Origin of the sequence: Streptomyces sp. f51 (assembly GCF_037940415.1) — a bacterium.
GTDB lineage: Bacteria > Actinomycetota > Actinomycetes > Streptomycetales > Streptomycetaceae > Streptomyces.
Genome location: NZ_CP149798.1, coordinates 1216906 through 1230771, shown reverse-complemented (window position 1 = coordinate 1230771; position 13866 = coordinate 1216906). Strand labels below are relative to the sequence as shown.

Sequence of the window (13866 nt, the reverse complement as noted above, 5' to 3'; positions counted from 1 at the left end):
AGCCGCCTGCTTTTCCGGTCACGGCCGGGACCACAGCAATGACGCAAATGATCTCCCCACCAGCGCAGTGGCGTTCTAGGCTCTTTCGTACCGCCGAGTCGCGCAGTGCGGGGACGGGCACCGCACACGCACCGGAGCGCCAGCGGTACTTGAGCAGCGCCCCCGACCGAGGGCGCCGCCGGGCAAGGAGGGCCGCATGACCGTACGGCGAGTAATGGGCATCGAGACGGAGTACGGGATCTCCGTCCCCGGTCACCCCAACGCCAATGCCATGCTCACCTCGTCCCAGATCGTCAACGCCTACGCGGCGGCGATGCACCGGGCGCGCCGCGCCCGCTGGGACTTCGAGGAGGAGAACCCGCTGCGGGACGCGCGAGGCTTCGACCTCGCCCGGGAGACGGCCGACGCCAGCCAGCTCACCGACGAGGACATCGGCCTGGCCAATGTCATCCTCACCAACGGTGCGCGGCTGTACGTCGACCACGCACACCCGGAATACAGCTCCCCCGAAGTCACCAACCCGCGCGACGCCGTCCTGTGGGACAAGGCCGGCGAGCGCATCATGGCCGAGGCGGCGGAGCGGGCCGCCCAGCTCCCGGGCGCCCAGCCGATCCACCTCTACAAGAACAACACCGACAACAAGGGCGCCTCCTACGGCACGCACGAGAACTACCTGATGAAGCGGGAGACCCCCTTCTCGGACATCGTGCGCCACCTGACGCCGTTCTTCGTCTCGCGCCAGGTCGTCACCGGAGCGGGCCGCGTCGGCATCGGCCAGGACGGGCACGAGCACGGCTTCCAGCTCAGCCAGCGCGCCGACTACTTCGAGGTCGAGGTCGGCCTGGAGACCACCCTCAAGCGCCCCATCATCAACACCCGCGACGAACCCCACGCGGACGCGGAGAAGTACCGCCGGCTCCACGTGATCATCGGGGACGCGAACCTCTCCGAGATCTCGACCTACCTCAAGCTCGGCACGACGGCCCTGGTCCTCTCCATGATCGAGGACGGCTTCATCGCCGTCGACCTGGCCGTCGACCAGCCCGTACGCACCCTCCACCAGGTCTCCCACGACCCGACCCTCAAGCGCCTCGTCACGCTCCGCAGCGGCCGCACCCTCACCGCCGTGCAGCTCCAGATGGAGTACTTCGAGCTCTCGCGCAAGTACGTGGAGGAGCGGTTCGGGGCGGACGCCGACGAACAGACCAAGGACGTCCTCCTGCGCTGGGAGGACACCCTGAACCGCCTGGAGAACGACCCCATGAGCCTGTCCGGGGAGCTCGACTGGGTCGCCAAGCGGGAACTCATGGAGGGCTACCGGCGCCGGGACGACCTCGACTGGGACGCCGCCCGGCTGCACCTGGTCGACCTCCAGTACGCCGACGTGCGCGCAGAGAAGGGCCTCTACAACCGTCTGGCGGCCCGCGGCAAGATGAAGCGCCTCCTGGACGAGAACGAGGTCGAGCGGGCCCGTACGACCCCGCCGGAGGACACCCGCGCCTACTTCCGCGGGCGCTGCCTGGAGCAGTACGCGGACGACGTGGCGGCGGCCTCATGGGACTCGGTGATCTTCGATCTGCCCGGCCGGGACTCGCTCCAGCGCGTCCCAACCCTGGAGCCCCTTCGCGGAACGCGTAATCACGTCAAGGAGCTCCTGGACCGCTGCCGTACGGCGGAGGACCTGGTCAGGGTCCTGTCGGGCAATTGAGCTTCCGCCCGGACGGCACGCGCCGGACAGGGTGGAATACCCGGCGTTACGGGAATCATCGAGGTGGTCCCCGTACGTTGTGGCAACTGCGGGGCCGATGTCGGACCCTGCTTGTAGGGTCTGATCAAGAACGTCGAACCGAGCGGGGTGAGGGTTATGGCGACCAAGGACACCGGCGGCGGACAGCAGAAGGCGACGCGTTCCACCGAGGAGGTCGAGGAACAGTCGCAGGACGCGCAGGCAACCGACGACCTCAAGGAACGCCAGGAAAAGCTGAGCGACGACGTCGACTCGGTTCTTGACGAAATTGACGATGTACTCGAAGAGAACGCCGAGGACTTCGTTCGAAGTTTCGTTCAGAAGGGTGGCGAGTAGCCTTCGAATCGGGGGCGACGGGGGCCTCTCGGTTAGAAAATGAAGATGGCGTGAGGTGCTGCTCGCGGTGCACGGAATTCGGGCCGTGAGCAGTCCTCGCCTTCTGCCGAAGCTGCCGGGGGCATCGGGCCTCACGGCTCCCTGCACGGCGGTGCTGCGTCGGACGCCCGCGGTCTCGCGACGTTTCGTGGGACCGGACACCGGACCCTGCGGCCACGGGTGCGAGGGGGGCGTTCGAGGCCGATCGTGACGCGATGGGCGCCTCTCGAAAGGGGCTCCGCGTGATCCGCCCGAAAGCTCCTGCGGTTCATGTGGATCACTGCCACAAGACGGGTAGTGTCCGTGGCGTACTGTGCTTCAACTGCAATTCGGCCATCGGCAAGTTGGGAGACGATCCCGACGCTGTTCGTCGGGCTGCCGCCTACCTGGAGGGAAACGCGTGGAAGCCAACACTCGTAGCACCGGGCGTCTACCGGCTGCCTTCCTGACGCCCGGGTCGTCGTCCTTCATGGACTTCCTGTCCGAGCATCAGCCGGAGATGCTCCCGGGCAAGCGGCAACTGCCGCCCGTCCAGGGCGTGATCGAGGCCCCGCACGGCACGACGATCGTCGCCGTGACGTTCCCCGGCGGAGTCGTCCTCGCTGGCGACCGGCGGGCCACGATGGGGAACGTCATCGCCCAGCGCGACATCGAGAAGGTGTTCCCGGCCGACGAGTACTCGGCGGTGGGCATCGCCGGCACCGCGGGTCTCGCCGTGGAGATGGTGAAGCTGTTCCAGCTGGAGCTGGAGCACTTCGAGAAGGTGGAGGGCGCGCAGCTCTCCCTGGAGGGCAAGGCGAACCGCCTGTCCACGATGATCCGTTCCAACCTCGGCATGGCCATGCAGGGTCTTGCCGTGGTGCCCCTCTTCGCGGGCTACGACGTGGACCGCGGCAAGGGCCGCATCTTCTCCTACGACGTCACCGGCGGCCGCTCCGAGGAGCACGGCTACGCGGCCACGGGCTCCGGCTCGATCTTCGCGCGCGGCGCCATGAAGAAGCTCTACGCCAAGGATCTGACGGAGGACCAGGCGACCACGCTGGTGATCCAGGCCCTCTACGACGCGGCCGACGACGACTCGGCGACCGGTGGTCCCGATGTCGCGCGCCGGATCTACCCGATCGTCACGGTGATCACCGAGAGCGGCTTCCGCCGGCTCACGGACGAGGAGTCCTCCGAGATCGCGCGCGTGATCCTGGAGAGGCGACTCCAGCAGCCCGACGGCCCGCGTGCCGCGCTGCTCTGAGACCTGTCCCTTCTCCCAGGTGATCCAGTGACTTCGACAGAAAGGGACGGATAGCCGGTGTCGACGCCGTTCTATGTCTCACCCCAGCAGGCGATGGCCGACCGGGCCGAGTACGCCCGCAAGGGCATCGCCCGTGGCCGCAGCCTGGTCGTGCTCCAGTACGCCGACGGCATCGTGTTCGTCGGCGAGAACCCGTCCCGCGCGCTGCACAAGTTCAGCGAGATCTACGACCGGATCGGCTTCGCGGCCGCCGGCAAGTACAACGAGTACGAGAACCTGCGGATCGGCGGTGTGCGGTACGCCGACCTGCGCGGCTACACGTACGACCGTGACGACGTGACCGCCCGTGGTCTGGCGAACGTGTACGCGCAGACGCTGGGCACGATCTTCTCGTCGGCGGCGGAGAAGCCGTACGAGGTGGAGCTGGTGGTCGCCGAGGTCGGCGAGACGCCGGACGGTGACCAGATCTACCGGCTGCCTCACGACGGTTCGATCGTGGACGAGCACGGTTCGGTGGCGGTCGGTGGCAACGCCGAGCAGATCAGCACCTATCTGGACACGCAGCACCGGGACGGCATGTCGCTGGCCGAGGCGCTGAAGCTGGCCGTCCAGTCGCTGTCCCGGGAGCCGAACGGCGGCGAGCGGGAGATTCCGGCGGAGCGTCTCGAGGTCGCGGTGCTGGACCGTACGCGGCCGCAGAAGCGGAAGTTCAAGCGGATCACGGGCCGTCAGCTGTCCCGGCTGCTGGAGGTCGGGGGAGCGGAGACCGCCACGGAGGCGGAGGACGCCGACGACGAGTGAGTTCCCGCTTCGACCGTGTGCCCGCTCGGCGGGTGTTCGTGGGGAAGGGGCCGCACCGGTGCAGACCGGTGCGGCCCCTTCCGCATGCGGGGGGCCGGACCGTCCCGGGGCTGTTCTAGGGGCCAGGAGGGGCCGTGGAGCCGCGTACGACCAGGTGGACGGGGATGTCCTCCTGCGGGGGCGTGCGGCCGTCCAGGACGGCGAGGAGGGCTTTCATGCCCTGTTCGCCGAACCGTTCGGCGTCGAGGCGGACCGTGGTCAGCTCGGGGTCCAGGGCGCGGGCCAGGGCGAGGTCGTCGAGTCCGGTGATGGAGATGTCGTCGGGGATGCGCAGGCCGAGGCGGCGGGCGGCCTTGTAGGCGCCGGCGGCGAGTTTGTCGTCGTCGCAGATGACGGCGGTGGGGCGGGGGCCCGGGGCGGTGAGTGCCGTCTGGGCCGCGGCGAGGGCGTCCTCGAAGGAGATGGGGGCGCGGGCGACGCGCAGGCTCGTTCCGGGGACCTCGACCAGGCAGGAGGCGATCTCGCGTCCGCGGACCTCGAAGGTCCAGGAGGGGATGTCGGCGGCGAGGTGGAGGAAGCGCCGGTGGCCGAGTCCGAGGAGGTGGTCGGTGACCTGGCGCACGCCGTCGGCGATGTCGAGGTTGACGGTGGCGGCGCCCTGGCTGCCGGCGGGGTCGCTGTCGAGCATGACCAGGGGGAGCTGGTCGCCGCGGATGGCGGTGAGGGCGTCGGCGGCCATGGAGGAGGCGAGGACGCCGTCGAGGGCCGCCTGGGCGGAGCCGAAGGGGTCGCGGGCGGGGCCGATGCCCTCGGGGGAGGGGTAGAGGACGACTCCGAAGCCGTGCTCGGCGGCGACGCGGGCGGCGCCGGTGTAGACGCCGGCGAAGAACTCTGTGGTGAGGGCGGGGACGACCAGCAGGACGGTGCGGGTGCGGCCGAGGCGGAGGTTGCGGGCGGCCAGGTTGGGGCGGTAGCCGAGTTCCTGGGCGGCGTCACGGACGCGTTCGGCGGTGGCGGCGGAGACGCGGCCGCGCCACTTGTCGCCGAGCACGAGGGAGACGGCGGCCTGGGAGACCCCGGCGGCCTCGGCGACGTCCCGGCTGGTGGGGCGCGTGCTACCTCTTGCCACCGTGGGCCTGCTCCTTCGTCTGGACTCGCGGTCAGCGCACATGGTACGTATTGAGCAGGACGTTATACGTAACACTTCGACGTCACGCACTACCGGAAGGGCAGGCCATGGCTGCGGGATACCTGGAGATCCTGAGGGCGAGGCACGCCGCCCGGCTCCTCACCGGGACGCTGGTGGGGCGGCTGCCGAACGCCACCGCGGCCATCGCCGTCGTGCTGTTCGTGCGGGCCGAGGGCGGCACGTACAGCCTGGCGGGCGCGCTCGCCGCCGTCTACGGGGTGGCCAACGCGGTCGGACAGCCCCTGCTCGGCCGGCTCGTGGACCTGTACGGCCAGCCCCGGGTGCAGTTGCCCGCGGCGGTCGTCTCGGCCCTCGGCATGGGCGTCTTCGCGCTGGCCGGCACGGACCCGGTGGCGCTCGCCTGCGCCGCGATGGCGGTGGCCGGACTGTTCACGCCTCCCCTGGAGGGCGGCCTGCGGGCGCTGTGGCCCTCGGTGCTGCGCGAGGAGGAGCAGGTGCACACCGCGTACGCGATGGACGCGGTGGCGCAGGAAATCATGTTCACCGTGGGGCCGTTGCTCGTGACGCTGTGCGTGTCGCTGTGGTCGGCGCAGGCCGCTCTGCTGATCCTGAGCGTCATCGGTGTCCTGGGCGCCCTCTCCGTGGTCCTCTCCGAGCCCTCGCGCGCGTGGCGTTCGGCGCCGCGCGAGGCGCACTGGCTGGGCGCGCTGCGCTCGCCGGGGCTGCTGGCGCTGCTCGGGGCCTTCCTGTTCATCGGGATCGCGCTCGGCTCGATCACGGTCGCGGGGGTGTCGTACGCCGACGCGCACGGCGGGGACGCGGTGTACGGCTGGCTGATGGCGGGCATCGGGCTGGGCGCGCTGTGCGGCGGTGTGGTCTACGGCGCGCGCCGCTGGAGCGGGGCGCCGGAGCGGCGACTGCGGGTGCTGGTGGGCCTTCTGGCGGTGTGTTACGTCCCGCTGATGCTGGTGCCGGGTCCGGTCGCCATGACCGCTCTGGCGACGCTCGCCGGGGTGTTCCTCGCGCCGAGCATCGCGTGCGCCTTCGTCCTGGTGGACCGGCACGCTCCGGCCGGCACGGTCACCGAGGCTTTCTCCTGGCTTGTCACGACGTTCACCGTGGGTGCCTCGGTCGGAACGGGGCTCGCGGGGCCGGTGGTCCAGTGGGGCGGGGCGGCCCGGGGGTTCGCCGTTCCGGGGGTCGCGGGTGCCGCCGCCCTGGTGGTTCTGCTGGCCACGGGCAGGGTCCTCGCGGCGGCCGGGAGGGGCGGGGTAGTTGCGGCGTCATCGGAAAATGATCCAAACCGAGCCGTCGAACCCCGTTTCAGCTCAGGGGATCGGGCGTAATGTTCAGTCATGGACCGCCGCATTTTCGGGCTGGAGAACGAGTACGGCGTCACGTGTACGTTCAGGGGACAGCGCCGGCTGTCTCCCGACGAGGTGGCGCGGTACCTCTTCCGCCGTGTCGTGTCATGGGGCCGCAGCAGCAATGTCTTTCTGCGGAACGGTGCCCGCCTTTATCTCGACGTGGGATCACATCCGGAATACGCCACACCCGAGTGTGACAACGTGACGGAACTCGTCACCCACGACAAGGCCGGCGAGCGCATTCTCGAAGGTCTCCTGGTGGACGCAGAACGACGCCTGCACGAGGAAGGAATCGCGGGCGACGTCTATCTGTTCAAGAACAACACCGACTCGGCCGGAAACTCCTACGGATGCCACGAGAACTATCTGGTGGCCCGGCACGGGGAGTTCTCACGGCTCGCGGACATCCTCATTCCGTTCCTGGTCACGAGGCAGTTGCTGTGCGGTGCGGGCAAGGTGCTCCAGACGCCGCGCGGGGCCGTGTACTGCGTCAGCCAGCGCGCCGAGCACATCTGGGAGGGTGTCAGTTCCGCGACGACGCGGTCCCGTCCCATCATCAACACGCGTGACGAGCCGCACGCGGACGCCGAGCGCTACCGCCGTCTGCACGTCATCGTCGGCGACTCGAACATGTCCGAGACGACGATGCTCCTCAAGGTCGGTGCCACGGACCTCGTGCTGCGCATGATCGAGGCGGGCACGGTCATGCGGGACCTCACCCTGGAGAACCCCATCCGGGCGATCCGCGAGGTCAGCCACGACATCACGGGCCGCCGCAAGGTGCGGCTGGCCAGCGGCCGCGAGGCCTCCGCGCTCGAGGTGCAGCGCGAGTACTACGAGAAGGCCGTGGACTTCTGCGAGCGCCGCGGCATCCGCACGGGGACGGTCGAGCAGGTCCTCGAACTGTGGGGCCGCACGCTCGACGCGATCGAGGCCGAGGACCTCGACCGGATCGGCACGGAGATCGACTGGGTCATGAAGTACCAGCTCATCGAGCGGTACCGGGCGAAGCACAACATGACCATGTCGCACCCCAGGGTCGCGCAGATAGACCTCGCATATCACGACATCCACCGACGTCGTGGTCTCTACTACCTTCTGGAGAGGAAGGGGCAAGCCGCGCGGATCTGCAACGACTTGAAGATCTTCGAGGGCAAGTCCGTACCGCCGCAGACCACTCGGGCCCGGCTGCGCGGTGACTTCATCCGGCGGGCCCAGGAGCAGCGGCGGGACTTCACCGTCGACTGGGTCCATCTGAAGCTGAACGACCAGGCGCAGCGCACGGTGTTGTGCAAGGACCCGTTCCGTTCGGTGGACGACCGGGTGGAGAAGCTGATCGCCGGGATGTGAGCCGAGGGTTCCGTGGGTGACGCGGAACGCAACGCGGGGCGCCGTACGTTTTCCGTACGGCGCCCTTCTCACGTCGTAGAGTTGCGCGCACGCCATCCACCAAGATCGACCGATACGAGGCTCCCACCGTGCGCCGACGCTCACTCCTTCTCTCCGTACCCGCTGGACTGGTCACGCTCGCCGGATGCGGTGACGACGGCAAGTCAGACACGGCGAAGTCCAGCAACAGCCCGTCGCCCTCGGCTTCGGCCGCGGCCTCCGCGCCGCCCCCGCCGAAGATCGTCGACGGTCCGCTGCCGGCGATCACCGCCGGTACGAAGTTCGGTGAGAAGCCGACCGTGGCCAAGGGCCCGGGGGAGCCGTCGAAGGACCTGGCGGTCAGGACGGTGATCGCGGGCAACGGCAAGACGGTCGCGGAGAACGACTACATCCAGGCCAATTACCTGGGGCAGATCTGGGCCACGGCGAAGGTGTTCGACAACTCCTACGACCGGGGGACGCCGCTGGTCATCCAGCTGGCGCAGGGCGGCATCATCGACGGCTGGCGCTACGGCCTGGTCGGCAAGAAGGCCGGCAGCCGTGTCGAGATGTCGGTCCCCCCGACCTGGGGCTACGGCGCGTCGGGCAACGCGCAGGCGGGCATCAAGGGCACCGACACGCTGGTGTTCGTGGTGGACATCGAGGACACCTTCAACTCCAAGAGCTCCGCGAAGGGCAAGGACGTCCCGCAGAAGGACTCCTCGCTGCCGACGGTCGGCACGAACACGGACGGTTCGGCTCCCAAGATCACGGTGCCGAAGAAGACCGCTCCCACGAAGCTCGTGGCGAACTACGTGATCGAGGGCGACGGTCCCGAGGTCAAGGCGGACAGCACGGTCCTCGTGCAGTACGAGGGCGTGCTGTGGGACAGCGGCAAGGAGTTCGACTCGACGTACAAGCGCGGTCAGCTGACGTCGTTCTCGTTGCAGCAGGTCGTCAAGGGCTGGGCGCAGGGGCTGACGGGCAAGAAGGTCGGCAGCCGTGTGCTGATCGTGATTCCGCCGGCGCTGGGCTACGCGGACAACCCGCCGGCCGGCAGCGGTATCAAGAAGGACTCCACGCTCGTCTTCTCGGTCGACATCCTGGCGAAGATGTAACCCCTCCGGGGATGCAAGACTGTCCGTGTTGTCCTTACGTACACAAGCAGGAGCAAAGACGTGAGCATCGAGAAGCCCGAGATCGATTTCCCCGAGGGCCAGCCGCCGGCGGACCTTGAGATCAAGGACCTCTGGGAGGGTGACGGCGCCGTGGCCGAGGCGGGCCAGAACGTCACGGTGCACTACGTGGGTGTGTCGTTCAGCACGGGTGAGGAGTTCGACGCGAGCTGGAACCGGGGCGCCCCGTTCAAGTTCCCGCTCGGCGGCGGCCGTGTCATCAAGGGCTGGGACCGTGGCGTGCAGGGCATGAAGGTCGGCGGCCGTCGCCAGCTGACCATCCCCGCCCACCTCGCCTACGGCGACCAGAGCCCGACCCCGGCGATCAAGCCCGGCGAGACCCTGATCTTCGTGGTCGACCTGATCGCCGTCTGATCACGGCGGACCGGATCCGACCCGGATCCGATCATCCGAGGCCCATGCCCGTCCGGGCATGGGCCCTCGGCTTTTGCCGCGACACTCCGGAGCGGTACGGTCATCGGTCGGAAGCACCATAGGAAGGGCGTCGATGGCCATTGCCAAGGCCGAGCGGCTGATGAACCTCGCACTGTGTCTGCTCGGGACGCGGCGGCCGCTCAGCAAGCGGGAACTCCGCGAGTCCATCGAGGCCTATCTGGAAGCCGGATCGGACGACAGCTTCAACCGGATGTTCGAGCGGGACAAGGACGATCTGCGCGAACTCGGCCTGGTCATCGAGACGGTGGAGAACCTCGACGGCGAGGTCGGCTATCTCGCCCGCCGCGACAGCAACCGTCTGCCGCCGATCACCCTCGACGCCGAGGAGGCCGCCGCCCTCGGGCTGGCCGCCAAGGTCTGGCAGCAGGCCCGGCTGGCGGGCGCGGCCAGCGGAGCCCTCCAGAAACTGCGCGCCGCGGGGCTGCCCGAGGACGTGGACCCCTACGGATCCCATGGCGCCCTCGAACCCCACATCCCCGTCCACGAGGCCGCCTTCGAGCCCCTGATGCTCGCCTGCCGCGACCGCCGCCCGGTCGTCTTCGACTACCGCAAGGCGAACGCCGCGCAGCCCGGCACCCGGCACGTGGAGCCCTGGGCCCTGGAATGCTGGCGCGGCCACTGGTACCTCGCGGGCTGGGACCGCGACCGCGCGGCCGAGCGCGTCTTCAGGCTCTCCCGGATCACCGGCAAGGTCCGCGCGCGTGCGGGCCGGTACACCGCCGAGGTCCCCGACGTCGTCACCGTGCGCGAGACGGTGGCCGGCTGGGCGGGGGAGATCACCGACCGTTCGGCGCTGATCCGGCTGCGCTCCGGCGCGGGCTACCCGCTGCGCGCCAAGGCCGTCTCGGTGAGGGAACTGGGCGGCGGCTGGGACGAGCTGGAGATTCCGTACGGGCACGGCCTGGACGCCTGGCTCGTGGAGTTCGGGCCGGACGTGGTGGTCGTGGAACCCGCCGAACTGCGGGCCGATGTGATCGACCGGCTGCGTTCCGTGGCCAAGGGCTGAGGGGAAAGTAAGAAAGTGGCAGGAAAACCGGCCAGGCCCACGAACGCGATCGACCAGACCCGGCGGATGCTCTCCCTGGTGACGTATCTGCGGGAGCGTCCCGGCGCGCGCGTGGGCGATGTCGCCCGCGCCTTCGGGATCACCGAGGACGAGCTGATCTCGGACCTCGACGTCCTGCCGTTGTGCGGGACCAGTTTCCGCGGCGGGGATCTGCTCGACATCGACACCGACGGCGACCGGATCTGGTGGCACAACCCGGACGACGTCGCCGAGCCGCTGCGGATCGCCGCGGACGAGGCGACCGCGCTGCTGGTGGCCGCCCGCGCGGTGTCCACCCTGCCCGGTCTGCGCGAGGGCGACCGGCAGGCGCTGCTGCGGGCCACCGCCAAGGTGGAGGCCGCCTCGGGCGAGGCGGCGGGTGCCAGCTCCCGGCTGTCGGTGACCTTCGAGTCCGAGGGCGGGGTCTTCGCCGACGTGGACCGGGCGATCTCCGAGCGGCGGCGGCTGTGGATCCGCTACTACTCGCCGTCCCGCGACGAGCTCAGCGAACGCGAGATCGACCCGATCCGCCTGGTCAGCGTGGGCCACACCTACGTGGAGGCCTGGTGCCGTCGCTCGGAGGCGCGCCGTACCTTCCGGCTCGACCGGGTCGCCGAGATCCGCATTCTCGACGAGCCGTCCGCGCCGCCCGAGATCGAGCTGCGGGACCTGTCCGAGGGGCTCGTCCAGCCCGCGGCCGAGGATCCCGAGGTGGTCGTCGAGACCGGTCCCGGCGGGCGCTGGGTCGCCGAGTACTACCCGCACGACAGCGCGGATGAGCTGCCGGACGGCGGGCTGCGTATCACCCTGCGGACACCGGATCCCGCCTCGCTGCGGCGGCTGGCCCTGCGTCTCGGCGGTGACGGCCGGATCGTCTCGCCGCAGGCTCTCGCGGACAGCGCCCGCGCCGCGGCCCGTGAGGCGCTCGCCGCCTACGACGGGCACGAGGGGCTCGCGGAGGTCCGGGACAGACCGTACGAGGGGCGGGAGCAAGGGCTTTGAGGACGTCGTCGATGTCTGGTGCGCAGGGAAGGCCGGGTGCCCCGGAGAAGCCGGGTGCGGTACGGCGGGCGGGGGCCCCGGGACGCGCCGGAGCGACCGCGGGCGCGCCGGGACGGGCCGCTTCGGCCCCGGGCGCGCCGGAGATGTCGGTCGGGGCGGCCTTCGCCGGGATGCGCCGCGTCGTCGAGGTGATGTTCAAGGCCGCGTGCCCCGACTGCCGGGCCGGGTTCGAGCTCACCCCCGGTGCCCTGCGCCTGGCCATCGGCGCCAGCAGCCGCACCACGTTCTACTCGTTCACCTGCCCCGCGTGCGGGTCGGCCGTCCGCAAGCCGGCGGGGGAGCGCATCGTCGAACTTCTCACCGGGGGCGGGGTCCGCACGCTGCGGCTGCACTCCACCCTCTAGGGTCGTCGTCATGTTCTGGCCGATGTTTGCGATCGCCGCGGGTTTCCTCGGAATCTCGGTTCTGGGAGTTCTCGCCGTGCGTGTCTTCGTGGAAGCGGAGCGTCTGGGCCGCCAGGTGGCCGATTCCGCGCGCCGTATCAGCTCCGCCTCCGAGGACCTGGAGGAGGCCGCGCTCGGGGCCGCGCGCTCCATGGACACGGTGTGAGCCGTCCGTGAATGCGCGATGCGTCACGTCGGCCTGTCGACTTCATGCCGGGGCCAGGTACGCTCAGGGGCGCGGCCCGGAGAATGAGGCGCGGGCCGCGAACTGGGAGTACGCACAGGGATTGCCCCGCGTTCACCCCTGAGCGTTACGATCGCTGACACTACGACGTTCGGACACACGTCCGACCGATCGGCCAGCACCCCGACCATGCAGCCTCGGTGAGAAGGTAAAGACTTATGTTCGGAAGGCTCGGAGCTCCCGAGATCATTCTCATCCTCGTCGTCATCATCCTGCTGTTCGGCGCGAAGAAGCTTCCGGACATGGCGCGCTCCCTCGGCAAGTCCGCCCGGATCCTCAAGAGCGAGGCGAAGGCGATGAAGGAGGAGGGCGGCAGCAGCACCCAGGCCCCCGCCCCGGCCGCCGACGAGCAGCCCCCCGCGCAGCGCACCATCCAGGCCGCTCCCGGCGACGTGACCAGCTCGCGCCCGGTCAACGAGCCCACGGACACGACCCAGCGCTGACGCAGGGCCGGACACCCCCGGCCCGCCGCATGAGATGAGGACGTGGGTTGCTCAAGTCTGCCCGCAACACGGAGAAGGACCCCGAGGGGCGCATGCCCCTCGCGGACCATCTTCGCGAGCTCCGCAACCGGCTCGCGAAGGCGGTGCTGGCGATCGTCATCGTGACCATCGTCGCGGCCTTCTACTACAACAGCATCATCAACTTCTTCACGAAGCCGGTCCTGGACTCCGTCGGATGTCCGGAGACCTTCGCCGAACTGGCGAAGCAGCCCAAGAACCACCAGTGCGCGCAGATCACCATCAACGGTCTGCTCGCGCCGTTCACCCTGGCGCTGAAGGTCTCCCTGATGGCGGGCGTCGTGATCGCCTCGCCGGTCTGGCTCTACCAGCTCTGGGCGTTCGTCGCCCCGGGACTGCACAGGAGCGAGAAGAAGTACGCGTACGCGTTCGTCGGCACGGGCGTCCCGCTGTTCTTCGCCGGCGCCTTCTTCGCCTACAAGGTGCTTCCCACCACGGCGAAGGTCCTGCTCACGTTCACCCCGCACGGCGTCAGCAACCTGCTGCCGCTCGACGACCTGCTCGACCTGGTCACGCGCATGGTCGTGGTCTTCGGTCTCTCCTTCGAGCTGCCGCTGCTCCTGGTGATGCTCAACCTCACGGGCATCCTCACGGGCAAGCGCATGCTCGGCTGGTGGCGGGGCATGATCGTCGGCATCACGGTCTTCGCCGCCGTCGCGACGCCCAGCACCGACCCGCTGACGATGCTGGCGCTCGCCGGACCGATCTGGATCCTGTACTTCGGCGCCGTCCTCTTCTCGCTCTACAACGACCGGCGCAAGCGCAGGCGTGACGAGTCGGGACCCGCCGACGACGAGGCGTCCGACCTCGACCTCACCCCCGAGGACATCGGCGACGTCGAGAACGTGGGTGCCGGCCGGGTCCTTCCGGAGCAGGCCACCACGGACCGGGTCAACGGTTATGACGACGTGACCTGACGAAGCCCG

At 69.5% G+C, this 13866-nt stretch carries 15 protein-coding genes and 1 pseudogene; 15 read left to right on the top strand and 1 reads right to left on the bottom strand.

The window, feature by feature from the left end:
- Nucleotides 1-196: 196 nt before the first annotated feature.
- The 5 genes and pseudogenes from dop to prcA all read left to right on the top strand — a co-directional run bounded on the left by dop (nt 197) and on the right by prcA (nt 4169).
- Nucleotides 197-1708 (top strand): depupylase/deamidase Dop, encoded by a 1512-nt coding sequence (gene dop / locus WJM95_RS05535; RefSeq protein ID WP_339128325.1) that lies wholly within the window; start codon nt 197-199, stop codon nt 1706-1708.
- A 156-nt stretch (nt 1709-1864) separates the two neighbouring features.
- On the top strand, nt 1865-2083 hold the full coding sequence (locus WJM95_RS05530) for a ubiquitin-like protein Pup (protein WP_261702927.1): 219 nt from the start codon (nt 1865-1867) through the stop codon (nt 2081-2083).
- A gap of 236 nt (nt 2084-2319) precedes the next feature.
- Nucleotides 2320-2571: pseudogene (locus WJM95_RS05525) on the top strand (endonuclease VII domain-containing protein); the annotation flags it as partial.
- A complete protein-coding gene (prcB, locus tag WJM95_RS05520; RefSeq protein ID WP_339128323.1) occupies nt 2523-3368 on the top strand; it encodes a proteasome subunit beta in 846 nt (281 codons plus the stop codon). The pseudogene WJM95_RS05525 and the gene prcB, both read left to right, overlap by 49 nt.
- Nucleotides 3369-3425: 57 nt before the next feature.
- Complete coding sequence (prcA, locus tag WJM95_RS05515; RefSeq protein WP_339128322.1) at nt 3426-4169, top strand: proteasome subunit alpha; 744 nt, start codon at nt 3426-3428, stop codon at nt 4167-4169.
- A 115-nt stretch (nt 4170-4284) separates the two neighbouring features.
- Here the strand turns inward: prcA and WJM95_RS05510 are convergent, their stop codons facing one another.
- Nucleotides 4285-5298: a LacI family DNA-binding transcriptional regulator gene (locus WJM95_RS05510; protein ID WP_339128321.1), complete on the bottom strand. Its 1014-nt coding sequence runs from the start codon at nt 5296-5298 to the stop codon at nt 4285-4287.
- Nucleotides 5299-5405: 107 nt separating this feature from the next.
- Between WJM95_RS05510 and WJM95_RS05505 the strand changes: the two genes are divergently transcribed.
- The 10 genes from WJM95_RS05505 to tatC all read left to right on the top strand — a co-directional run bounded on the left by WJM95_RS05505 (nt 5406) and on the right by tatC (nt 13857).
- Nucleotides 5406-6665 (top strand): MFS transporter, encoded by a 1260-nt coding sequence (locus WJM95_RS05505; RefSeq protein WP_339128320.1) that lies wholly within the window; start codon nt 5406-5408, stop codon nt 6663-6665.
- Nucleotides 6666-6674: 9 nt separating this feature from the next.
- On the top strand, nt 6675-8036 hold the full coding sequence (pafA, locus tag WJM95_RS05500) for a Pup--protein ligase (protein WP_007499792.1): 1362 nt from the start codon (nt 6675-6677) through the stop codon (nt 8034-8036).
- Nucleotides 8037-8164: 128 nt separating this feature from the next.
- Complete coding sequence (locus WJM95_RS05495) at nt 8165-9172, top strand: FKBP-type peptidyl-prolyl cis-trans isomerase (protein WP_339128319.1); 1008 nt, start codon at nt 8165-8167, stop codon at nt 9170-9172.
- 60 nt (nt 9173-9232) lie between these two features.
- Nucleotides 9233-9604 carry an FKBP-type peptidyl-prolyl cis-trans isomerase gene (locus WJM95_RS05490; RefSeq protein WP_339128318.1) on the top strand — a complete coding sequence of 124 codons (372 nt, stop codon included), beginning with the start codon at nt 9233-9235 and terminating at the stop codon, nt 9602-9604.
- A gap of 133 nt (nt 9605-9737) precedes the next feature.
- On the top strand, nt 9738-10691 hold the full coding sequence (locus WJM95_RS05485) for a WYL domain-containing protein (RefSeq protein ID WP_339128317.1): 954 nt from the start codon (nt 9738-9740) through the stop codon (nt 10689-10691).
- Nucleotides 10692-10706: 15 nt separating this feature from the next.
- Entirely contained in the window at nt 10707-11732 is a 1026-nt protein-coding gene (locus tag WJM95_RS05480) for a WYL domain-containing protein (protein WP_339128316.1), read from the top strand.
- Between the two features lie 11 nt (nt 11733-11743).
- Nucleotides 11744-12136, top strand: a complete 393-nt coding sequence (locus WJM95_RS05475; protein ID WP_339128315.1) for a hypothetical protein — start codon at nt 11744-11746, stop codon at nt 12134-12136.
- A gap of 10 nt (nt 12137-12146) precedes the next feature.
- Nucleotides 12147-12341 carry a hypothetical protein gene (locus WJM95_RS05470; protein ID WP_339128314.1) on the top strand — a complete coding sequence of 65 codons (195 nt, stop codon included), beginning with the start codon at nt 12147-12149 and terminating at the stop codon, nt 12339-12341.
- A 236-nt stretch (nt 12342-12577) separates the two neighbouring features.
- A complete protein-coding gene (gene tatA, locus WJM95_RS05465) occupies nt 12578-12862 on the top strand; it encodes a Sec-independent protein translocase subunit TatA (RefSeq protein ID WP_339128313.1) in 285 nt (94 codons plus the stop codon).
- Nucleotides 12863-12909: 47 nt separating this feature from the next.
- Nucleotides 12910-13857: a twin-arginine translocase subunit TatC gene (gene tatC / locus WJM95_RS05460; RefSeq protein ID WP_339128312.1), complete on the top strand. Its 948-nt coding sequence runs from the start codon at nt 12910-12912 to the stop codon at nt 13855-13857.
- Nucleotides 13858-13866: the final 9 nt, after the last annotated feature.